We start from the raw sequence: 20791 nt of genomic DNA, 5'->3' as shown, positions 1-20791 counted from the left end.
GTTGTGTACGGACCGGCGAAGCGGCCAGGAGGCAAGGGAAGGGGCGTCCACGCGGCGTGGAATTCCCCCGGCGGATTCTGGCGTGGAAATACGTCGGCGCACCCGTCCCCGACCCCACCCACTTGGAGGGCCGCGCTTCGGGGGAGGCTTCCGACCATGCCGCACAATCGCGGCCTGCCCGCCGCCGGAGGCGGGCGCTGGAGCCGGTTTGCAGATTCACTGGATGCCTCACGCGCTGAACCCGGCCTACGCCGGCGTGCGCCTGCGCTGCCTGATGCCGAGCCGCGAATTGCGCCGCTCGGGTCTGGTCTCGCGCGTGCTGGATCCGGCGCCGGACACGCAGCCGCTGCCCGCTGACGGCGTGCTGGTGGTCCAGGCGAAATGGCTGCTCGATGCCGGCTCGCCGGCCGCGCTGCGCGACCGGACCCGGCGACTGGCCCAGGCCCGTGAACGCGGCGTCCGGCTGGTGCTGGACAGCTTCGACAACTACTTCCTGAACGAGTCCGGCGACCCCGCCCGGGCCGAGCTGCTGACCGCCTACCGCGAGGCGCTGCCGCTGTTCGCGTTGTTCACCGTGTCGTCGCCGGGCCTGAAGCCCTTGCTGGAGGCGGAGCTGCCCGCCGACCTGCGCGCCGCCGCGCCGGTGCGGGTCGTCGGCGATCCGGTCGAGACGCCCGCCGCCGCGCGCGACTTCGAATCCTGGCCGCACCGCATGCATCCCGGCCGCTGGCGCGGTCAGTGGCGCGCCTGGCGCGAGTTGCGCGAGCACCGCGCGCAGCGCCGTGTCGCCCGTCAACTGGTGTGGTTCGGCAATCACGGCAGCGCCTACGCGACCGGCGGCATGGCCGAGCTCGAGCCGCTGCTGCCGCTGCTGGAGGCCGCCTCGCGGCGTCAGCCGCTGCGGCTGACGGTGGTCAGCAACTCCGAGCAACGCTATCGCGAGCTGCTCGGCCGCGCCGCCTTCCCGCATCGCTACCGGCCCTGGGACCGCCTGCATTTCCTGTCGCTGCTCGGCGAGCAGGACCTGGTGCTGCTGCCCACCCGCATGACCGCCTTCACGATGGCCAAGAGCAACAACCGCATGCTGCTGGCGCTCGCCCAGGGCGTGCCGGTGATGGCCGACCCCTTGCCCGATTACCAGCCGTGGCGCGCGCACTGCGCGCTGGACGACTGGGACCACCTGGCCGACCACATCGCCGATCCGGCGCCGCTGGCCGCCCGCGCGCGTGCCGCGATGCCCGCCATCGAGCGCGACTACTCCACGCGTGCCATCGCCGCCCAATGGCGCGAGGCGCTGCAAGCCCTCGTTTCCCGATGAACCGCATGACGCCCGATTCCCTCGCCACGCCGGACCGCGCGGACGCGCACGCGTCGTCGACGCCGGCCTCCTCCGCGGAGAACCCGCTCGCCATCGCCATCGTGCTGCCGCAGTTCCACCCGTTCCGTCAGAACGACGCCTGGTGGGGCAAGGGCTTCACCGAGTGGCGCAACGTCGCCAAGGCCAAGCCGCTGTACAAGGGCCACTACCAGCCGCGCCTGCCGGGCGAGCTCGGGTTCTACGACTTGCGCCTGCCCGAGGCGCGCGCCGCGCAGGCCGAGCTGGCCCGCGAGCACGGCATCGGCGGCTTCTGCTACTACCACTACTGGTTCACCGGCGAGCGCCTGATGGAGCGCCCGATCGAGGAGATCCGCACCAGCGGCGAGCCCGACTTCCCCTATTGCCTGGCCTGGGCCAACGAGAACTGGACCCGCGCCTGGAACGGCAAGGACCGGGAGATGCTGATCGAGCAGCGCTACTCGGACGAGGACGACGAGGCGCACATCCGCACGCTGCTGCCGCACTTCCGTGATCCGCGCTACATCCGCATCGACGGCAAGCCGCTGTTCATCGTCTACAAGGTCGACCACCTGCCCGATCCGCGGCGCACGCTGGCGACGTGGCGCCGCATCGCGCGCGAGGAGGGCGTCGGCGAGCTGACGCTGGCCCAGTTCGAATGGAGCGGCACCGGCTCCGGCGCCGATCCGCGCGAGGTCGGGCTGGACCTGTCCATCGAGTTCGCGCCGGACTGGCGGCGCCTGGGCGGCAAGCACTTCACCGGCTGGAAGTCGCGCCTGGCGATGGCGCTGGGCCTGCTGCCCAAGGCCTACGGCCAGCACAACTTCTTCGACTACGACCGGATGGTCGACGGCGTGCTGGCCAAGCCGGCGCCGGACTATCCGTTCCTGCGCTGCGTCAGTCCCGGCTTCGACAACAGCGCGCGGCGCTCCTCGGGGGGCGCGACGATTCTCATGAACAGCACGCCGCAGCGGTATCGCCGCTGGCTTGAGGCCGCGCTCGCGTGGACGCGCAAGCACCAGCCGCCGCAGCGTCAGGTCGTGTTCATCAACGCCTGGAACGAATGGGCCGAGGGCAACCACCTCGAGCCCGACGCGGTGAACGGCCGCGCGCTGCTGGAAGCGACGCGCGACGCGTTGAAGCAGAACGCTTGAGTGGGTCGTCCATCGGTCCGGCGGACCAGGACTGCACCGGCCGCTCAGCGCCCGATCCGGGCCGCGCACGCGGCCTGGTGCCGGGCCACCGAGCCCCGCATCGACGCCAGCGCGTCTTCGGTGCGCTGCAGGTCGTCGGCGATGCGCGGCGCGCGTTCGATCGCGGCCAGCCAGTAGTCGCACATCGAGGCCGCGTCGTCGCACTCGTGCAGCACGCCGCGATCGCGCAGCAGGCGGTAGACCGGATAGGACGGGTAGGTCGTGTCCCAGCCGCCGCGGATCGTCAGCGGCTTGTTCAGCCCCAGCGGCTCCAGCACGTTGTGGTCCACGCCCACATGCGCGACGCTCGCCGCCGCGTAGAAGTCCCGCAGCTCGCCGACGGTGTCCAGCACCAGGCATTGCACGTCGGCCGCGAGCGGCGCGTCCTCGATCTGCGAGCGCCGCGTGACCCGCAGTCCCGCCTCGCCGAGCTGGCCCAGCAACTCGCCCATGCGCTCCAGGTTCTCCGGATGCCGCGGCGCCAGGATCAGCAGCGCGTCGGGATGCGAGCGCCGCAGCCGTTCGAAGGCGGCCAGCACCTGATGCTGCTCGGCGAGCTCGGTGACGCAGCCGCCGACCACGATGGGCCGGGCCGACGCGAGCAGATGGCCGAGCAGTCGCGGGCTGCGCGTGGCCTGCTCGACGCCCCAGTCGGCGCGGCGCATCGCGTCGAACTTCATGTTGCCCGTCACCTGCAGCCGCTCGCGCGGCGCGCCGCGCGCCTCGAGCTGTCGCGCGGTCTCGGCGTCCTGCACGCACAGCACGTCGAAGGCGTTCAGGAAGTCGCGCTCCAGCAGCCGGCGCTCCATCTGGTCCAGCCGCGCCGGCGGGTCGTAGTGGTACAGCCAGCCATTGAGCATCAGCGTGGCCGCGTTGTGGCGGCGCGCCTCGCGCAGGAAGGCGTAGGAGAAGCGGCAGGGCGCCTCCGACGGCAGGCAGGGGATCTCCGCCACGGCCAGCATCGCCGGCGGCAGCAGGCGGGCGAGCCGGCGCGCATCGGCGCTGTGGCCGCGGCTGGTGCAGACCACCGCCTGCGGCAGCCGGGCCAGGTAGGCGTCGCGGTAGTGCGGATGCTCGGTGATCAGCACCGGACGCAGGTCGGGCCGCTGCGCGATCAGCCACTCGATCATCGGCGCGACCGCGTTGAGCTCGCCGATCGTCGTCACGTAGAACCACAGCGCCGGACCCGACGCGTCAGCCGGCGTCACCGAGAACGCGCCCAGCGTGTTGTTGCCGCGCAGATCGCTGAGGCGCTCCAGCGCGCGGAACATCGCCCAGCGCAGCGCCTCGCCGGGGCGGATCGGCGCGGCGGTGGCGGGCACGGCCAGGGACGGTGTCAGCTCAGGCATGGCGGCTCCGCAGATGGGTCAGGGCGCGACGGACCTCGGTCATCGCCGGATGCCGCAGCAGCGCGGCGCAGGCCAGCCACGCACCGGCGCCGGCGACGACGCACAGGACGATGCGCGGGATCAACGGCAGGCTCAACTCGTGGCTGGCCAGTTGCGCTAGCCCGAGGCCGGCACAGCAGCCCAAGGTCAGTTGCACGCTGACCCAGCTGGGCGCGAACAGCTCGCGCGGCGTGGCCTTCAGCACTTCGGTCAGGTGGCGCGTGTACATCGCGACCTGCACCAGGTTGCCGATGACGAACACCGCCGCCACCGCGTGCAGGTTCCAGAACGCGGCCATCCCGACGCAGGCCAGGTGCGTCGGTCCGTACCAGAGCGCCACCGACAGCCGGCGGCGGATCTGGCCGGTGGCCGCCAGCGCGTTGGGCGCCAGCATCGTCAGCGCGTAGGGCAGGCCGGCCAGCGCGAGCAGCGTGGCCAGCGGCGCGGCCTCGTGCCATTGCGGGCCGAACAGCAGCGCGATGATGTCGCCCGACATCAGCGCCACGCCGCCCATGAAGGGCCAGGCGATGCCGGTGAAGATGGCCGTGCCCTTCGCGTACGGTCCGACCAGGCTGTGACCGGCGCGGTGGTCCGCCGCCAGCGCGGGCGTCGCGACGCGCAGGATGGCCGAGCTCACCGTCTGCCCGAGCAGGTCGATCAGCCCCGTCGCGCGGCTGAACAGCCCCAGCGAGGTGAAGCCGAAGACCTTGCCGATGATCAGTTCATGGCCGTTGCGCGAGCCCGATTCCACCAGCCGCGAGCCGGTGAACATCGCGCCGAAGCGCAACTGCCGGCCCGCGCCCCGCAGACGCGGCATCAGCAGCGCGTCGCGCGGCCGCAGCCAGACGAGGATCGCCACCTGCACGGCGATGCCGACCACCGGGCCCCAGGCCAGGCTCATCGCGCCATGGCCGCTCCAGGCCAGCGCGATGCTGGTGGCCGAGTTGGCGGCGTTGGCGCTGACCTGCACGAGGAAGACCTGGTGGAAGGCCATCTCGCGGTTGAGCAGCGCGAAGGAGGGCGACGCCAGCGGCAGCATCACGAAGTTGAGGCTCAGCACCAGCAGCAGGTCCGCCAGCAGCGGCTCGTGGTACCAGTCGGCCAGCAGGAAGCGGCCGCCCAGGATCACCAGCGCGATGCTCCAGGCCATCAGCAGCGTGATGGTGAAGGCGCTGCGCAGCTTCTCGCGGTCGAGCTCGCGCTCCTGGATGAGGTACTCGCTGACGCCGAAGTCGCGCAGGATGGACGCCAGGTTCGTGACCACCGCGCACAGCGAATAGACGCCCACCTGCGTCGGCGTCAGCAGCCGCGCCAGGATCATCGTGGTCGGCACGGTGATCAGCAGGCTCAGGTAGCGCTCGCCGAAGGACCAGGCCAGCGCGCCACGCACGGACGGGGTCTTGCTCATGAACCGGCCTTCACGACGCGGACTCCGCGCGCGCCGGGGGAGGCGTCGGCGATGTCGATGCCATCGCCGTAGCGGGCGTTGCTGCAGAGGCCGTCTCCGGCATTGCAGCTGAAGCCGCCTCCGGCATTGCCGCAGAAGCCGCCTCCGGCATTCCTGCTGAGGCCGCCTCAGGCGTCTTGGCCGCACTCTCCTGCGCCGCATCGGCGCCGGGTTCGGCGCCGCCGCGACGCAGCAGGCGCTTGAGCGCCGGCACCCAGCTCCAGCGGTACAGCGTGGCGTGATAGACCGGACGCGCGTCGGCGGTCCAGCGCGTGTGCCACTCCATGACCTTGCCGTAGAACTCGATGCGGCGGATCGGACCGCCGGCCGCGGCCGCGTCGAACAGCTGCTGGAACTGCAGCTGGCGCATCAGCGTCGACGGCGACACGGCCTTGTGCGCCTCGTCGTAGGCGGTCTTGAGGATCACGATCTTGCCGCCCGACTCGATGCACAGGTCCATCGCGACGACGGCGTCGTCGAACCAGTACTGGTAGAGCCGGACCCGGCCAGCGCGCGCGAAGGCTTCCAGCATCGCGCGATAGAACTCGTACTGCGGATGCCCCGGCGCGATCGCCGTGCCTTCGGAACCCTTCCAGCCGCTGGCTTCCAGCCGGCCGTAGTTCGTCAGCGCGGGGGCGACATCCTCGGGCCGCGTCAGGCACTCCAGTCGCGTGACGGTGCCCGCCGTATCCAGCTTCTTCTGCTGCTTCTTCAGGTTCTGTCGCAGGTTCTTGCCGCGCGCTTCCCAATAGGTCGCGAAATCGCCGGTCAGGTCGACCCAGGCGGTGTCGATGTAGTCCTGTCCGCGCCAGCGCGTGCCGTCGGCAGGGCGAGGGTGGAACAGGCTGTCGATCTGCGTCAGGCCCAGCGCGAGCGCGGGCAGCGGCAGCGCGCGCAGCAGGCCGTCCGCCAAGGGCTCGAGGGCCTCGCCGGCGGCGCTCAACCAGGCGCCCAGCGGCAACTGCGAGGGCTGGAAGGTGGTCCATTGCGCGGTGCCGGCCGGCGTCACGATCGCCGCGGCCCGCGGGGCCTTCGGATCGCCGAGCAGCGCCAGCCGTTCGCGACCGGTGCCGAAGACGCTCAGCAGCGGCGCGAGGAAGGCGCTCTCCAGGAACGGCAGGCCCGCAACGCGCGCCTGCAGCGCGTCCCATGCGGCGGCATGCGGCGCGAAGGCGGCCGCCGCGTCGGGCTGCGGCAGCGGGATCAGGGTCCAGCGCAGGGCGGCAGTGGCCGTCGAGGCAGTCGGGGAAGTCGGTGTCGTCGGGGTCATGGGCGGGCCTCGGCGGTAGGCATCTGGGGGGCGCAGGCCTCGTCGAGCACGCGGGCGAGTTCGCCGCTGCGGGACTCGCGCGAGGCTGCGGCGATGGCCGGCGCCGCGGGCAGCGCGGCACGGCCGTGGAACAGGTCGTCGAGGAAGCGGTCGAGCATGGCGGCGACACCGGGACCGTCTTCCAGCGCCGCGTTGTGCGGCAGGCCGGCGCGGCGCATCAGCTGCGCGGTGTCGCCGGCCGGATCGGCCAGCGTCAGCACCGGCCGGCGCGCGCGCAGGTATTCGTAGGCCTTGGCGGGGATCTGGTCGTTGCAGTCGTTCGACTGCAGCAGCAGCAGGCCGTCGGCGCGCAGCATCTCGGCGAGCGCGTCGGCATAGGGGATTGGGGGCGCGAGTTCGACCAGATCGGCCACGCCCAGGCGCTGCGCGAGCTCGCGGACGAAGTCGTCGTGCGCGGTCGCGCGCAGGCGCAGCTTCAGGCGGGAGGCATCGATGCGGCCAGCGGCCTTCGCGGCGGCCAGCGCCTCGAACAGCCGCACCGGACTGCGCCAGTCGGGATAGACGACGCCGCTGTGCAGCAGCACGCGCGGGCCGGTGCCGCCCACGCTCACGCCCACTGCCTGTTCAGCCTGCCGGAACGCGTCCTCGCTGTAGCCGTTCTCGATCACGCGGATGCGGTCGGCGGCGGCGGGGAAGCGCTTCGCATAAAGGCGCGCAGCACCCGGTGTCGTGAAGGTGAATCGCGCCGCGCGCGCGAAGACCTTGCGCTCGACCGCCGCGAAGCGCTGCCACAGCACCGGGTCGGCGGGATACCCGTCGTGGGCCATCGGATCGCGGAAGTCGGCGACCCAGGGCAGGCCGCTGAGGCGGGACAGCCAGTCACCGATCAGATGCGCGGTCGGGATCGGATAGGTGCTCCAGATCGCGTCGGGGCGGGTCTCGCGGATCAGCTTCAGACCGGCCGGCACGGCGCCGAGCAGCCAGCTGTGCCAACGGTCCGGGCGCGCCAGGAAACCGGGATAACGGCCCGCGATCGACAGGTGCCGCGCGGCGTCCAGCGCGAAGGCGCGGCGCACGATCAGGTCGGCCGGGATCTCCTCGACAAGGTCGGTGCCGGTCTGCGCATGCACGCGGGGATGCGCGGTCAGCACGCTCGGTGTCCAGCCCGACGCGGGCAGCTGCTGCGCGAAGCGCAACGCGCGCTGCACGCCGCTGGTCCCCGCCATCGGCGGGAACTGGAAGGAGACCATGAGCACGCGCCGCATTGCCTGGCTCTCAGCGCGCGGGCGCGATGAAGAGGCGCTCGACCTGCTCGACGATGCGGCGCAGGTCGGCGTCGCTGAGGTCCTGGTGGCAGGCGAGCTGCAGCACGTGGTGCGACCACGACTTGCCGGCGTCGCCGGGCAGCGCCGGCACGCCGGGCCAGAGCCGGTCCCAGCGCGACACCGGCACGCCGAGCTTGCGCATCTCGGCATAGCCCGGATCGGGCGTGCGCACCCACAGCGGGAAGACGTAGGGCGCGCAGTCCGCCGGCAGCGTCGGCAGCAGCGGATACACGCCCTCGCGCCGCAGGAAGGCTTCGGTGAAGAACGCGTAGTGGTGCCGGCGCGCCTCGACGATGCGACGCCGCGGCACGCGCCGCGAGATCCATCCGCTGGCGCGCGTCAACGCGCGGTGCGACAGCGGCAGGTCGATCAGCGCCATGTTGGCGTCGATCTCCTCGGCCTCGTCGAGCTCGCCATGGCGGCTCGGCGTCGCCTCCGCGCCGCCCGCCCGGCCCTTCACCAGATGCCGCACGGCGCTCTTGAGCGCGAACGCGCCGCGGATCAGCCGGTTCAGGCCGGTCAGCCGGTCGTGCGCGGCGCCCATGTGGAGGATGTCGGAGCCGGCCTTGACCTGGTCGATCCGCGAGGCCGGCGTCAGCGCCGGCATCGTCAGGTCGGCGCGGTTGAGCGCGAGGATGCCGCCCTCGGGCGTCGGGAAGAACTTGGTCAGGCTGGCGATGGCGACGTCGCCCCAGGAGCCGATCGGCCGCGTGCCGGCGCGACCGAACATTGCGTGCGCGCAGTCCTCGATCAGCGCGATGCCGCGCGCGTCGCACCAGGCGCGGACCGCTTCCATCGGCTGCGGCAGCCCGAAGTAATGCGGCACCAGCAGCGCCTTGGTGGCGGGCGGCACGTGGGCCGAGAGCCAGTCCAGTCGTGGCGCGCCGTGCTCGTCGATCGGATAGAAGGCGGCGTCGGCGCCGAGCGTCTTCACCGGCGAGACCATCGTCGGGCAGTGGTAGGTCGGCAGCAGCACCAGGTCGCCGGGACCGACATCCAGGCATTCCAGCGCCAGCAGGATCGCCGCGCGGCCGCTGGTGGTCGACAGGTGGCGCGGATGGTCGAGCAGGCTGTGCTGGTCGATGTGCGCGGCGCCGGCGAAGGTGCGCCAGCCGATGACAGGCAGTCGCGGCGCGAGCATGGTGGGCGGCGGGCTCAAGTCGGCGGCCTCCCGGTCAGCGGGCGGTGGCCGGCGCGGCGGACTCGGGCGCCGACGCGGCGGACGCCGCGGCCGACGCCGGCGCGGCTGACGCGGATGCGGGCGAGGACTCCGGCGCGGAGGCCGCTTCGCCGGGCAGCACGATGTCCGCGGGCCAGCGGTTGATCGCCATCAGCCGCTGGCGCAGCACCGGGTGCGTCATGCCGGCGCCGTAGGCCTTGCGGGCGGACTCGACCGCCAGGTCGACCTGGTTGAGGTCCAGCGCGACCATGCCCACGTTGTAGACCGAGAAGGCGTTGTCGCCGGTCAGCTTGGACGCCGCTTCCAACTGCTCCTTGGCGGGCGCGGGCTTGCCCTTGCCGTTCAGGTAGCCGGCGTAGATCAGGCGCACGATGACGTCGTCCGACTTCCAGGCCAGCGCGCGCTTGAAGTAGCAGTCGACGGTGAACAGCGCGTCCGGCGGCTGGTCGCGCTTGGTGCGATCGCCGTAGAGCATCATCGCGACCAGCGCGCGATGGTGGTTGGGGAAGGCGCGCAGCGTGTAGTCGATGTCGCTGCCGATGGTGCCGCGCTTGCACTTGACCAGCGCCTCGCAGGTGTCGATGAAGTGGGCGCCCTCGACCATCTGCAGCGGCGACATCTGCCTGGTCACCGGGTCGATCTCGGGCGCGTCCTTGTACTGGCGGTAGTCGTACGGGCCGTAGTTGTTGGCCAGTCCGCCGCAGCCCGTGCCCTGCGCGACGGCGGCGTGGGCGGCGACGACGCCGGCCAGCGCCAGCACGAGGGTGCGCCAGCGGGCGCGAGGCGCTTGAGAAGCGCCAGGGGCACGGGGGGCACGAGGGGCGCCGGGGGTAGCAGGGACGGACATGGCGGGGCTCCGGTGGGGCCGGGTGTACCGGTCAGGCGGTCAGGCGGCGGCGGGCACGCCGCGCACGAAGGCGGCGGTCAGCCGTTCGACGTGGGCGCGCCAGGCGGCGGTCGAGAAGGTGTGGTCCGCGTCGGGCAGGTCCTCGCGGCGCAGGCCGGGGCGGGTCAGCAGGCCCTGCCAGGCGGGGCCGCCGTCGCGGCAGCGGTCCAGGAATTCATTGGCGCAGACATCGTCACCCGAGAGGATCAGCAGCACCGGGCCGCCGAACGCGCGCAGGCCGTCGGCCATCTGCTCGGTGTAGTGGCGGGTGTCGACCAGACTCGTCGCGCTCGACGAGCCGGCGGCGTGTGCCGGCGCGCGGCTCTGCGCGAGCTTGCCCAGCAGCTCGCGCACGGCGCCCAGGCCCACGCGGCCGCTCAGCAGCTTGCGCCAGAACGCCGGCTGGCGCAGGCGGTCCAGGTAGTAGTGCTTGACCTGCGCGCGGGCCAGGCTGGTCGCGGTGCGGACCCAGGGATTGGCCAGGCACAGCCCGGCGACACGCGGGTCGCGACGGCGATGCACGTAGAGCAGGGCGGCGGAGGCGGCGTCGCACAGGCCCCAGAGCACCACGCGCTTCAGCGACGGATGTTCCCGCTGCCAGGCATCGATGGCGGCGGCGATGTCGGCGTCGAGCTGTTCGAAGTCGCGTTGCTCGCCTTGCGCGTCGCCCATGCCGCGGTGGTCCAGCCGCAGGCAGGGCACGCCGGCGCCGGCCAGCGCGCGGCCGAGCAGCGTGAACTGGCGATGGCTGCCCACGCGGTACTGCGGGCCGCCGACGATCAGCAGCACGCCGGTGTCGGGAGCGGGCGCGTTCATCGACGCGGACGCTGAAGCGGATGCGGCGTTCGACGCGGCGGAGATCGCGACGACGGGCTCGCTCAGCAGTCCGACGAGCGCCTGGCCGTCGCAGTCGATGCGCAGCACGCTGTCGCGATGGGCGGGTGCGGCGGTCGCGTTCATGCGGGCACCGCCTCGACCGGGCGAGTCGCGAAGTCCGCGTCGGCGCACAGCGCGGCGAGGCTGGCTTCGATCAGGCGCGGCGCTTCCTCGATCTCGGTGGCCGCCCAGAACGACGGACCCTGGCAGACGGCGGCGCGCACCTCGGCGCCTTGCGCGGTCCAGGCGCCGACGGCCATCGCCGCGGCGGGCGTGAGCGTCGCGTCTTCGCGCGGCGAGAGCTCCAGCCACGCGACGCGGCGCACACGCGCCGACGGCTTCAACTGGGCGGATTCGAGGCCTTCGGCCAGCGCGGGCGCGAGCAGGTAGCCCGCGATCTCGACCGGCTCGCCGCGCGCGAGCTGGTCGCGCATCGCCTGGACAGCGCCCTTGGCCTGGCCACCGATGAGGTCGGCCGCGACGCGCAGGCGCATGAATTGTTGGAGCTGGAGCTTGCCGGCCGCCAGCGGCTGCCAGAGCAGCAGATGCAGCGGCCGATCGGCCAACGCGTCGAAGGCCGCGGGCGCCAGCAGCGCGCCGGCGCGCAGGCCCCACAGCCACAGCGGCGGCTTCACGCCGTCGGGACCGGGGGGACCGGGCAAGGCGCGTGCATCCAGCCAGTCGACCGCCAGCCGCACATCGTCCTGCCAGTGCGACCAACTGGCGTCGCCGAAGTCGCCGCTGCTGTCGCCGCAGCCGAGCAGGTCGATCGTCAGCACCTCGAAGCCGGCGGCGGCGAACGCGCGCGCGGCGAGGGCGATCATGCGGCGGGACTTGTTCATCTCCTCCGCGAAGGGCGGCAGGAGCAGGATCTGGCCGCGCGCGGCGCCGGGCGCGGGGTAGTGGACGCACAGCCGCTGTCCGCCCGCGCCGTCATCCAGGAAGAACGGCGTGGATGGGGTGGGCGACGTGGTGGCGGCGGCCATGGGCAGGTGGCGCGGCGGTCGCGGCGCCCGTCAGGCGGCGAGCTTGCCGTTCACGAAGTCGAGCAGCGCGCCGACGGTGGCGAAGGTGGCGCCGTCGATCTCGTCGTCGTCGACGACGATGCCGAACTGTTCCTCGAGCGCGGTGATCAGGCTGACGACCGCCATGGAGTCGAGCTCCGGGATCGCGCCCAGCAGCGCGGTGTCGACGGTGAAGTCCTTCGCCCGGCCTTCCAGGCTGAGGACGTCGTCGAGGATGGCGAGCAGGTGTTGTTGGCTGTTCATGGTCGGGGAGGATCTTAACTGTCGCCCTCTGGGGGAACCCCCGGGGCGCCCCCTCATCCCAAGGGGATCCAAGGGGATCCGGCGGGCTTCGTGCGGGATTGCCAGGGGACCGCGTGAGATACTTTTTTCATGACCGCCGCCACCGACAGCCACCTGCTTCCGCACCTGATCTGGCACAGCGCCGAGCGCGATCCGGCGGCCCCGGCGCTGCGCGACGGCGCCCGCGCGCTGGACTACGCCGGACTCGCCGCGCAGGTCCGCGCGCTGGCCAACGGACTGCTGTCGCTGGGCCTGCAACGGGCCGAGCGTGTCGGCATCTACCTCGACAAGCGGCTGGAGACGGTGGTGGCCAGTTTCGCGGCGCCGGCCGCGGGCGGCGTGTTCGTGCCGGTCAACCCCATCCTCAAGCCGGAACAGGTCGGCTTCATCGTGCGCGACTGCGACGTGCGCGTGCTGATCACCTCGCGCGACCGCTTCGCGTCGCTGCGGACGGTGCTGGCCGAATGCCCGTCGGTGCGGCATGTCGTCGTGGTCGATCCCGCGCCGAATGCGTCGTCTGCGGCGTCGTCTGCGGCGGCGTCCGATGCGTCGCCGGACGGCTGGGTCCGTTACAGCGACCTGCTGGACGCACCGGCGCAGACCGCGCATCGCGTCATCGACACCGACATGGTGGCCATCCTCTACACCTCCGGATCGACCGGCCGGCCCAAGGGCGTGGTGCTGTCGCACCGCAACATGGTGGCCGGGGCGAAGAGCGTCGCGAGCTACCTCCGCAACCGACCCGAGGATCGCCTGCTGGCCGCGCTGCCGCTGTCCTTCGACGCCGGCTTCAGCCAGCTGACGACGGCCTTCCACGCGGGCGCGTCGGTGTCGCTGCTGAACTACCTGATGCCGCGCGACGTGCTCAAGGCGCTGGAGCGCGACCGCATCACCGGCCTGACAGCCGTGCCGCCGCTGTACATCCAGCTCGCACAGCTGGAGTGGCCGGCGGCGATCGACCAGCAGCTGCGCTACTTCGCCAACACCGGCGGGCGCATGCCGCGCGAGACGCTGAACCTGCTGCGCCAGCGCGTGCCGTCGGCGCAGCCCTTCCTGATGTACGGCCTGACCGAGGCTTTCCGCTCGACCTACCTGCCGCCGGAGGAGGTCGACCGCCGGCCCGATTCGATCGGCAAGGCGATCCCGAACGCCGAGATCCTGGTGCTGCGCGAGGACGGCTCGCCCTGCGCGCCGGACGAGCCCGGCGAACTGGTGCACCGCGGCGCGCTGGTCGGGATGGGCTACTGGAACGACGCCGAGAAGACGGCGGAGCGCTACAAGCTGCTGCCGCCCGGCGCGGCGGGCCGCGAGGCCGGACTGCAACTGCCGGAGTACGCGGTCTTCTCCGGCGACAACGTGCGCATGGACGCCGAAGGCTTCCTGTACTTCATCGGCCGGCGCGACGAGATGATCAAGACCTCCGGCTACCGCGTCAGCCCGACCGAGGTCGAGGAGATCCTGTACGCGACGCAACTGGTGGGCGAATGCGTGGCCTTCGGCGTGGACCACGCGACGCTGGGCCAGACGATCCAGGTGATCGCGACGCCGCCGGCCGGTGCCGACACCCTCGACAGCGCCGCGTTGCTGGCGCTGTGCAAGGCGCGCATGCCGGCCTACATGATTCCCGCCGGCGTCGAGCAGAAGGCCGGCCCGTTGCCGCGCAATCCCAACGGCAAGATCGATCGCAAGCTGCTGAGCACCGAATGGGTGGCGAAGCAGGAAGCCCAGTGAGAACCTCGTGACGACTGCCGTGAACAACGACGACAAGACCTCTCCCGCCGCGCCTGCCAAGGCCGCGCCGCAACACGCGACGATGGACCAGTTCGTCGCGCGCGACGGCGTGCTGCAGATCGGCGGCCAGCCGCTGACGCGGCTCGCGGACCGCGTGGGCCGCACGCCGTTCTACGCGTATGACCGCGCGCTGCTGACGCGTCGCGTCGAAGAGCTCCGCGCCGCGATGCCCGCGAAGCTGGAGCTGCACTTCGCGATGAAGGCCAACCCGATGCCGGCGCTGGTCGCGCACCTCGCGACGCTGGTGGACGGCATCGACGTCGCCTCGGCCGGAGAGCTGCAGGTCGCGCTGGACGCCGGCGCCGACCCGCGCGAGATCAGTTTCGCCGGTCCCGGCAAGAGCGCGCTGGAACTGAAGCAGGCGCTGGCCGCCGGCATCCTGATCAACCTGGAATCGTTCCGCGAGGTCGAGCTGCTGCGCACGCTGTGCGCGGAGACCGGCTACGCGGCGCGCGTCGCCGTGCGCGTGAACCCGGACTTCGAGCTGAAGTCCTCGGGCATGAAGATGGGCGGCGGTCCGAAGCAGTTCGGCGTCGACGCCGAGCTGGTGCCGGAACTGCTCGCGCGCATCGGCGAGGCGGGCCTCGGTTTCGAAGGCTTCCATCTCTTCGCCGGCTCGCAGAACCTGAAGCCGGAGGCGATCGTCGAGGCGCAGCTCAAGAGCTTCGAGCTCGCGCTGCGGCTGGCGAAGGACGCACCGGCGCCGGTGAAGGTGCTGAACCTCGGCGGCGGCTTCGGCATCCCGTACTTCCCCGGCGAGCAGCGCCTGGACCTGACGACCATCGGCGCCAACCTCGCCGCGCTGATCGACCGCGCTGCGGTCGAGCTGCCGCAGGCGAAGCTGGTCGTCGAGCTCGGCCGCTACCTGGTCGGCGAGGCCGGTGTCTACGTGTGCCGCGTCGTGGACCGCAAGGTCTCGCGGGGTCAGGTCTTTCTCGTCACCGACGGCGGCCTGCATCACCACCTGGCGGCCTCGGGCAACTTCGGCCAGGTGATCCGCAAGAACTATCCGGTCGCCATCGGCAACCGCGTCGGCGGCGAGGCCGAGGCGGGCGTGTCCGTGGTCGGACCGTTGTGCACGCCGCTGGACCTGCTGGGCGAGCGCATGACGCTGGCGCACGCCGAGCCGGGAGATCTGGTGGTCGTCTTCCAGTCCGGTGCCTACGGCATCACGGCGAGCCCGCAAGGCTTCCTGAGCCATCCCGGCGCGGCCGAGGTCCTGGTGTGAGTTCCGCTCCACGCCTGGCGCAGCTCGATGCCCTGCGTGGCACCGCGGCGCTGGCGGTGGTGTTGTTCCACTACACGACGCGCTATGACCAGCTCTTCGGTCACGCGCAGGCGCCGGTGGTCTCGTTCCCGTACGGGTACCTGGGCGTCAACCTGTTCTTCATGATCAGCGGCTTCGTCATCTTCATGACGCTGGAGCGCACCGCGCGGCCGATGGACTTCGTCGTCTCGCGTTTCAGCCGGCTGTATCCGGCGTACTGGGGCGCGATCCTGCTGACCTTCGCGCTGACACACGCGATCGGCCTGCCCGGCAAGACGGTGGGCTGGGACGTGCTGCTGGTCAACGTGACGATGGTGCAGGGCTTCTTCGGCGTGGCGCATGTCGACGGCGTGTACTGGACGCTGGAAGTGGAGCTGCTCTTCTACGCCTGGGCGCTGCTGAGCTTCCGCTTCGGCGGCGCGGCGGGCCTGCGGAACTTCCTCTTCGCGTGTCTGGCGCTGCGGCTGGTCTATGCGGCGGCCAAGACCTTCTGGGGCGTCGACCTGCCCTGGGTCGGGCAGCGATGGCTGCTGCTGCCCTACATCTGCTGGTTCGCGCTCGGCGTGACGGTCTACCGCTTGAGTCGCAGGGGCGCCGGGTCCGCCTGGGACTGGGCCCTGGCGGCGGCGGCGATCCTCGTGATCGGGCTGGTCGAGGACTGGGGCCTCGCGGCACTCGCAGTGGTGTTCTACGCGGTGCTGTTCGGCGCGGCGCGCGGGCGCTGGACCTGGCTGGAGCATCGGGTGCTGCTGTGGCTGGGAGCGATCTCGTACACGCTGTACCTGCTGCACGAGAACATCGGCTGGGCGGTGTTGCGGCGGCTCGAGTCCTGGGGCGTCGAGGTGCACCTCGCCATCGCGCTGACGATGGCCCTGTCGATGGCGCTCGCCCATGGGCTGACGACGTTGGTGGAACAGCCAGGGATGCGCTGGATCCGCGACCGCTATCGCGCGCGAAGGCAGACGTCGACACCCGCACCCGCCGGGGGCTGAGGCGCACTGCGCACGTCGCACCCCGCCCGCTTGGGGGCGCCGGTACCCCTCTCCGCTCAATCGCCTCCTCACGCTCGGCATTCGCTTCGAGGGGCACCGGCGCCCCCAAGCTCGAAGCGCGGCATGCGGAGACAATGCGCGCTCCCCCTTCTCAGCCGACGACGCTCCTGATGACCGAAGAACGGAAGAATTCCCTGATCCCGCTGGCGATCGGCGCCGTGGCGCTGCTGTCCTGCGGCGGCATGATCGCGGCGGGCGTGGCGATGCTGCGCAACGGCAAGCCTTCGACGCCCGCCGACGATCTCGCGGCACGGATCGCCGCGATCCACGACATGCCGGTGACGGCACCCGACTGCGGCACGGTGTTCAAGAACGAGGAGCCCGTGGTGATCGTGGTGATGGGGCAGTCCAACGCCGCGAATCACGCCGACCCGATCCCGCCGGCCGCCGCACCGGTGCCGCCGATGCCGGTGCTGCATCTGGGTGGCTGCGGTCTGGCGAGTTCACCGGTGCCGGGCGCGACCGGCACCGGCGGCAGCATCTGGCCGGCGGTGAATCAGGCCCTGGGCGGGCGATGGAAGGGCCATCCGATCGTGTGGGCAGTGGTGGCCGTGGACGGCAGTTCCATCGCCGAATGGACCGAACCGAACAGCGCGCTGCGCAGCTACTGGCAGACGCAGATGGACCGCATCAAGGGCACGCGTTGGCCGGTGGCCGCGGTGCTGTGGCAGCAGGGCGAAGCCGATGCACGCGACCGCACGGCGATGGCCGACTACCGCGACGCACTGGCGGCGCTGCGCGCCGGCGTGGCCCTGCGGGGCATCGACGCGCCGTGGTGGATCGCGCGTTCGACCTATTGCCCGCCGCACGACGGCGGCCAGGTGCGCGAGGCCGTGCGCGAGCTGCTCGCCATTCCCGACAGCGGCTTCCGCGCGGGGCCGGACACGGACACGCTCAGCCTGCCGCTGCGCAACGGGTGCCACTTCACGGTGGACGGCACGGCGCGCGCGGCGGCGTTGTGGGCCGAGACGCTGAAGCCGGCGGCGGCCGGGCAATAAGGCCGCGTTGAGAAGTCGTTGAGAACGCGTTTGCCCCGCCGCCATCGTGTGGCGCGGACGTCGACACCCCCTTCGGAAGGAGCGTTTCCGGCGCTCGGGACGGGTATCGTCAGCCTCCTGAACCCAGGGAGGGAACATTGAACGCACGCCGACTTGCGCCGTTGCTGGCGCTGATCCTCGCGGCCACCGGCGCCGCCGCCGCGGACGAACCGGGCAAGGCCCGGTGCAGCATCGAGACGATGAACATCCCGGTGCGGCTGGTCGAGCACCGGCCGGTCGCCACCGTGCAGCTCAACGGGGTCGAGGTGCCCATGCTGGTCGACAGCGGCGCCTTCTACAGCATGATGAGCGCGGCCACGGCGGCGCAGCTCAACCTGAAGCTGCGTCGCCCGCCGCCCAACTTCACCATCAACGGACAGGCCGGCTCGGTCGAGTCGCTGCGGGTCACGACGGTGGACGAGGTCGGGCTGCAGCTGGCGACGCTCAAGCGAGTGGACTTCTTCGTCGGCGGCAACGAGCTCAACGCCGGGATCATGGGCATCCTGGGCCGCAACTTCCTGTCCGCGGCGGACACCGAATACGACCTCGCGCACGGCATGCTGCGCCTGGTCTTTCCCAAGGGCGATTGCGAGAAGGTGAACCTCGCCTACTGGGCCGGCGACGCGCCGGTGATCGAGGCGCCCATCGAGAACAACGGCCGCCGCAACGACACGGCGGTGCGCGTCCTCACCAAGATCAACGGGGAGCGCGTGACGGCGCTGATGGACACGGGGGCGCCGGGGACGTCGCTGTCGTTGAAGGCGGCGCGGCGGGCCGGGATCAAGCAGGAAGACATGAAGCCCTTCGGCCGGACCAGCGGGATCGGCAGCGGCTATGCGGAGCGCTGGATCGCCGACGTCGAGACCTTCGAACTGGCCGGCGAGAAGATCACCCGGAACCGGCTGCCGATCAACGACGTGGACACCTATGACCACGGGATGCTGCTGGGGCTGGACTACTTCCTGTCGCACCGGGTCTACGTGTCCCGGTTGCAGGGCAAGGTGTACGCGACCTGGAACGGTGGGCCGATCTTCGCGCAGGGGCGCGCCGATGCGACCCAGTACGACCAGCGATACGCCGCGAAGGCGGAGGAAATCGCTGCTGACGATGCCGACGGCTTGCTGCGGCGCGGTGCGGCGGCGCTGACGGCCGGCGATCCGAAGCGGGCGCTGGAGGACCTGAATCGCGCGTGCGAACTCAAGCCCGAGGTCGCGAGCTGTTTCGACGCGCGTTCGCGCGTGCACCAGGCGATGAAGCAACCCAAGCTGGCGCTGGCGGACCTGGACACGGCGCTGACGCTGGACCCCTCGCTGGCCGAGGCGCGCCTGCGCCGCGTGCCGCTGCGCGTGGGCGCCGGCGACCGGGACGGCGCGAAAGCGGACCTGGCGGCGCTCGATGCGGCACTGCCGACGGCGTCGAACCTGCGCGTCACGATGGCGGAGTTCCACGCCCGCTTCAACCAGGTGCCCGACGCGCTCAGGCAGTACGAGCTCTGGATCAAGAGCCACCCGAACGACCTGCGACTGGCCGAGGCCTACAACGGCCGCTGCTGGTTGCGGGCGCGGATGAACGTCGACGTGGCGCAGGGGCTGGACGACTGCAAGGAAGCGGTCGACCTGGACGGCGACACGCCGGCGTATCGCGACAGCCTGGGCTGGACCTACCTGCGCCTGGGCGACGCGTCCCGGGCGAAAAAGGCTTTCGACAAGACGATCGAGCTGAGATCCTGGGCCTGGCCGCTGTACGGCCGCGGCCTGGCGCAGCTCAAGCTCAACGAGGCGGAGAAGGGCCGTCAGGACCTGGAGGCCGCGCGCAAGCTGATGCCGACGATCGATGAGGCGGTGAAGAAGGCCGGGTTCGACGCATTGGCGGAGGCCGTGCATTGAATTCGATACATCGCGCGGGGAGAGCATCGAATTCGATACTTTGCTCGCGCGCTGGATGTCGAGTCAGGTGGAACGCTCCACCCGCGCCGCGTAGCACCCCCGCTTTGCGAAATGCACCTGGAGGTAAGTGGTCTCGGGGTGGGCAAAGAGCCGCTCGATGAGGGGTTCGACCTGGTCGCCGTCGACGAGGTCCGCGTCGACCATCATCCCCGCCGTGTCGAACGCCCGGACCGACAGCATCCGGCCGCGCAGCGCCTTCGGCACCTCGTTGACGCGATCGAAGCGCTCGGCGTCGGCCTCGCGGATGTAGATCGCATGCGTGCCGCGGTACGGCGTGTCGACGTCCAGGTAGACGTAGTTGAGCAGCAGCACCGTTTCGCCGGGCGCGGCGTCGTCCAGCGTGACCCGGTCCGGCGCCGAGCGCGGGCTGTCGATGCGCACGCGCAGCACGCCGTGCGCGCGCAACGTCGCGTCGGTCATGCTGAACATCGGGCGGAACGGGGCAGGGTCGAGACCCAGGATGCGGAAGTCCATGTGAGCGCGGCGCGGTGGCCGTCCGAGTGGTGGATGTGCTCACGATAGGGATGCAAGCCGTGACGGTCGCGCCGTTTCCGGACATGGAATTGCAGGGCCGACACGCAGGGTTGGGCATCCTACGGCGAGGCAAGGCGAGGCAAGGCGAGGGCGCCGGAAGTGCTCGGCTTCAGCGCCGACGATCTGGAGAACCATCAGCGGCTGGCGCAATTGGCCCAACCGGGACCAGCGCCTATGCCGGCAACTTGATCGTCAGCCACGGCCAGCGCCGCTGGTACGACGCGGCCTTGCCCTCGAAGAGCTGGCGGTGCGGCACCAGCGGATTCATCGCGAGCACGCCCCGATACAGCCCTTCCAGGCCATACGGCGCGTAGGCCTCGCCGGGTCGCACGCCCACGCAGGTCGACGGCACCAGGAAGCGTTCGATGCCGTCGCGCGAACTGCGCAGCGGCTCATAGGGTTCGCCGAAATCCGCTTCGTACCAGAGGTGCACGCGCGCCTGGTTCGCGACCTCGGTCGTGATGCCGAGATCCCCCAGCACCGCATCCACGCGGGCCTGGACGCGACGCTCGGCCTCGGCGCTCAGGTCGTCCGGATCGAAGTAGAAGAGGTCGTAGTCCTTGATGTCCGCCGTCGGTGGCCTGCCGTCCCGCAGGTTCCAGACGGTCTGGAACAGGCAGCCGGCGACCAGCCAGCCGTCGGGCAGTGCGAGCGCCTCCCAGCGCGCCAGGATCGCGCGGTTGTTCGGGTTGGTCAGCAGGTCCGCGACGAAGCGGTCCTGCAGGTTCAGAGAAAGGGGTTCGAAGGACATCGTGCCATTCTGGCCGTACCGCCTGAGGCGATCCGGTCAGTGGAATCCCTCTCTGGTGGCACCCTCTCTGCTGGCTCCCCCTCTCCGTGGGAATCCCTCTCCCGCTTGCGGGATAGCAACCGTGTCAAGCGCTCGTTGACTGCCCAGTCCGCTGGCCCTCACCCCACCCTCTCCCGCAAGCGGGAGAGGGAGCGAGAGTGCACCG

General features: G+C 71.3%; 18 protein-coding genes. 7 read left to right on the top strand and 11 right to left on the bottom strand.

Translation table 11 applies throughout. The annotated features are described in order from the left end of the window. Positions 1-223 precede the first annotated feature (223 nt). Entirely contained in the window at positions 224-1318 is a 1095-nt protein-coding gene (locus AC1VNM_RS12135; protein ID WP_483107075.1) for a hypothetical protein, read from the top strand. Positions 1319-1323: 5 nt separating this feature from the next. Next, positions 1324-2490 (top strand): glycosyltransferase WbsX family protein, encoded by a 1167-nt coding sequence (locus AC1VNM_RS12130; RefSeq protein ID WP_483107074.1) that lies wholly within the window; start codon positions 1324-1326, stop codon positions 2488-2490. Between the two features lie 44 nt (positions 2491-2534). On the opposite strand, the gene AC1VNM_RS12125 is transcribed toward AC1VNM_RS12130, so the two are convergent. From AC1VNM_RS12125 to AC1VNM_RS12085, 9 genes are read right to left on the bottom strand one after another with little or no spacing between them, the layout of a single operon-like run. Beyond that, positions 2535-3878, bottom strand: a complete 1344-nt coding sequence (locus AC1VNM_RS12125; protein ID WP_483107073.1) for a 3-deoxy-D-manno-octulosonic acid transferase — start codon at positions 3876-3878, stop codon at positions 2535-2537. After that, positions 3871-5325: a lipopolysaccharide biosynthesis protein gene (locus tag AC1VNM_RS12120; protein WP_483107072.1), complete on the bottom strand. Its 1455-nt coding sequence runs from the start codon at positions 5323-5325 to the stop codon at positions 3871-3873. Before AC1VNM_RS12120 ends, AC1VNM_RS12125 begins: the two co-directional genes overlap by 8 nt. A 10-nt stretch (positions 5326-5335) precedes the next feature. Next, complete coding sequence (locus AC1VNM_RS12115) at positions 5336-6634, bottom strand: GNAT family N-acetyltransferase (protein ID WP_483107071.1); 1299 nt, start codon at positions 6632-6634, stop codon at positions 5336-5338. Then, positions 6631-7899: a glycosyltransferase gene (locus AC1VNM_RS12110; protein WP_483107070.1), complete on the bottom strand. Its 1269-nt coding sequence runs from the start codon at positions 7897-7899 to the stop codon at positions 6631-6633. The genes AC1VNM_RS12115 and AC1VNM_RS12110 overlap by 4 nt, the downstream gene beginning before the upstream one ends. A gap of 10 nt (positions 7900-7909) precedes the next feature. Beyond that, positions 7910-9118: a DegT/DnrJ/EryC1/StrS family aminotransferase gene (locus AC1VNM_RS12105; RefSeq protein WP_483107069.1), complete on the bottom strand. Its 1209-nt coding sequence runs from the start codon at positions 9116-9118 to the stop codon at positions 7910-7912. 16 nt (positions 9119-9134) lie between these two features. Next, complete coding sequence (locus tag AC1VNM_RS12100; protein WP_483107068.1) at positions 9135-9986, bottom strand: tetratricopeptide repeat protein; 852 nt, start codon at positions 9984-9986, stop codon at positions 9135-9137. A gap of 39 nt (positions 9987-10025) precedes the next feature. Continuing rightward, complete coding sequence (locus AC1VNM_RS12095) at positions 10026-10985, bottom strand: hydrolase 1, exosortase A system-associated (RefSeq protein WP_483107067.1); 960 nt, start codon at positions 10983-10985, stop codon at positions 10026-10028. Then, entirely contained in the window at positions 10982-11887 is a 906-nt protein-coding gene (locus AC1VNM_RS12090) for a hydrolase 2, exosortase A system-associated (protein ID WP_483107066.1), read from the bottom strand. The genes AC1VNM_RS12095 and AC1VNM_RS12090 overlap by 4 nt, the downstream gene beginning before the upstream one ends. Positions 11888-11917: 30 nt before the next feature. Continuing rightward, positions 11918-12169: an acyl carrier protein gene (locus AC1VNM_RS12085; protein WP_067274648.1), complete on the bottom strand. Its 252-nt coding sequence runs from the start codon at positions 12167-12169 to the stop codon at positions 11918-11920. A gap of 129 nt (positions 12170-12298) precedes the next feature. On the opposite strand from AC1VNM_RS12085, the gene AC1VNM_RS12080 reads away from it, so the two are divergent. The 5 genes from AC1VNM_RS12080 to AC1VNM_RS12060 all read left to right on the top strand — a co-directional run bounded on the left by AC1VNM_RS12080 (position 12299) and on the right by AC1VNM_RS12060 (position 19241). After that, positions 12299-13939 (top strand): acyl-CoA ligase (AMP-forming), exosortase A system-associated, encoded by a 1641-nt coding sequence (locus AC1VNM_RS12080; RefSeq protein ID WP_483107065.1) that lies wholly within the window; start codon positions 12299-12301, stop codon positions 13937-13939. 82 nt (positions 13940-14021) lie between these two features. Beyond that, positions 14022-15227, top strand: coding sequence for a pyridoxal-dependent decarboxylase, exosortase A system-associated (locus tag AC1VNM_RS12075; RefSeq protein WP_483109269.1), 1206 nt, complete (start codon positions 14022-14024; stop codon positions 15225-15227). Beyond that, positions 15224-16258 (top strand): acyltransferase family protein, encoded by a 1035-nt coding sequence (locus AC1VNM_RS12070; protein WP_483107064.1) that lies wholly within the window; start codon positions 15224-15226, stop codon positions 16256-16258. The genes AC1VNM_RS12075 and AC1VNM_RS12070 overlap by 4 nt, the downstream gene beginning before the upstream one ends. 170 nt (positions 16259-16428) lie before the next feature. After that, entirely contained in the window at positions 16429-17316 is an 888-nt protein-coding gene (locus AC1VNM_RS12065) for a sialate O-acetylesterase (RefSeq protein WP_483107063.1), read from the top strand. A 137-nt stretch (positions 17317-17453) separates the two neighbouring features. Further along, positions 17454-19241 carry a retroviral-like aspartic protease family protein gene (locus tag AC1VNM_RS12060; protein ID WP_377153458.1) on the top strand — a complete coding sequence of 596 codons (1788 nt, stop codon included), beginning with the start codon at positions 17454-17456 and terminating at the stop codon, positions 19239-19241. 63 nt (positions 19242-19304) lie between these two features. Here the strand turns inward: AC1VNM_RS12060 and AC1VNM_RS12055 are convergent, their stop codons facing one another. Both AC1VNM_RS12055 and AC1VNM_RS12050 read right to left on the bottom strand, forming a co-directional pair. Then, positions 19305-19775: a DUF1203 domain-containing protein gene (locus AC1VNM_RS12055; protein ID WP_483107062.1), complete on the bottom strand. Its 471-nt coding sequence runs from the start codon at positions 19773-19775 to the stop codon at positions 19305-19307. 232 nt (positions 19776-20007) lie between these two features. Next, positions 20008-20586: a nucleotidyltransferase family protein gene (locus AC1VNM_RS12050; protein ID WP_483107061.1), complete on the bottom strand. Its 579-nt coding sequence runs from the start codon at positions 20584-20586 to the stop codon at positions 20008-20010. Positions 20587-20791: the final 205 nt, after the last annotated feature.

It is taken from the genome of Mitsuaria sp. MSU3D (genome assembly GCF_056867975.1).
This window is presented reverse-complemented; position numbering and strand designations above follow the sequence as displayed.

Bases quoted from the DNA above. Each gene is read 5' to 3' on its own strand.
- AC1VNM_RS12135 (WP_483107075.1), top strand. From the start codon at position 224: ATGCCTCACGCGCTGAACCCGGCCTACGCCGGCGTGCGCCTGCGCTGC.
- AC1VNM_RS12130 (WP_483107074.1), top strand. From the start codon at position 1,324: ATGACGCCCGATTCCCTCGCCACGCCGGACCGCGCGGACGCGCACGCG.
- AC1VNM_RS12125 (WP_483107073.1), bottom strand. From the start codon at position 3,878: ATGCCTGAGCTGACACCGTCCCTGGCCGTGCCCGCCACCGCCGCGCCG.
- AC1VNM_RS12120 (WP_483107072.1), bottom strand. From the start codon at position 5,325: ATGAGCAAGACCCCGTCCGTGCGTGGCGCGCTGGCCTGGTCCTTCGGC.
- AC1VNM_RS12115 (WP_483107071.1), bottom strand. From the start codon at position 6,634: ATGACCCCGACGACACCGACTTCCCCGACTGCCTCGACGGCCACTGCC.
- AC1VNM_RS12110 (WP_483107070.1), bottom strand. From the start codon at position 7,899: ATGCGGCGCGTGCTCATGGTCTCCTTCCAGTTCCCGCCGATGGCGGGG.
- AC1VNM_RS12100 (WP_483107068.1), bottom strand. From the start codon at position 9,986: ATGTCCGTCCCTGCTACCCCCGGCGCCCCTCGTGCCCCCCGTGCCCCT.
- AC1VNM_RS12095 (WP_483107067.1), bottom strand. From the start codon at position 10,985: ATGAACGCGACCGCCGCACCCGCCCATCGCGACAGCGTGCTGCGCATC.
- AC1VNM_RS12090 (WP_483107066.1), bottom strand. From the start codon at position 11,887: ATGGCCGCCGCCACCACGTCGCCCACCCCATCCACGCCGTTCTTCCTG.
- AC1VNM_RS12085 (WP_067274648.1), bottom strand. From the start codon at position 12,169: ATGAACAGCCAACAACACCTGCTCGCCATCCTCGACGACGTCCTCAGC.
- AC1VNM_RS12080 (WP_483107065.1), top strand. From the start codon at position 12,299: ATGACCGCCGCCACCGACAGCCACCTGCTTCCGCACCTGATCTGGCAC.
- AC1VNM_RS12075 (WP_483109269.1), top strand. From the start codon at position 14,022: ATGGACCAGTTCGTCGCGCGCGACGGCGTGCTGCAGATCGGCGGCCAG.
- AC1VNM_RS12065 (WP_483107063.1), top strand. From the start codon at position 16,429: ATGACCGAAGAACGGAAGAATTCCCTGATCCCGCTGGCGATCGGCGCC.
- AC1VNM_RS12055 (WP_483107062.1), bottom strand. From the start codon at position 19,775: ATGGACTTCCGCATCCTGGGTCTCGACCCTGCCCCGTTCCGCCCGATG.
- AC1VNM_RS12050 (WP_483107061.1), bottom strand. From the start codon at position 20,586: ATGTCCTTCGAACCCCTTTCTCTGAACCTGCAGGACCGCTTCGTCGCG.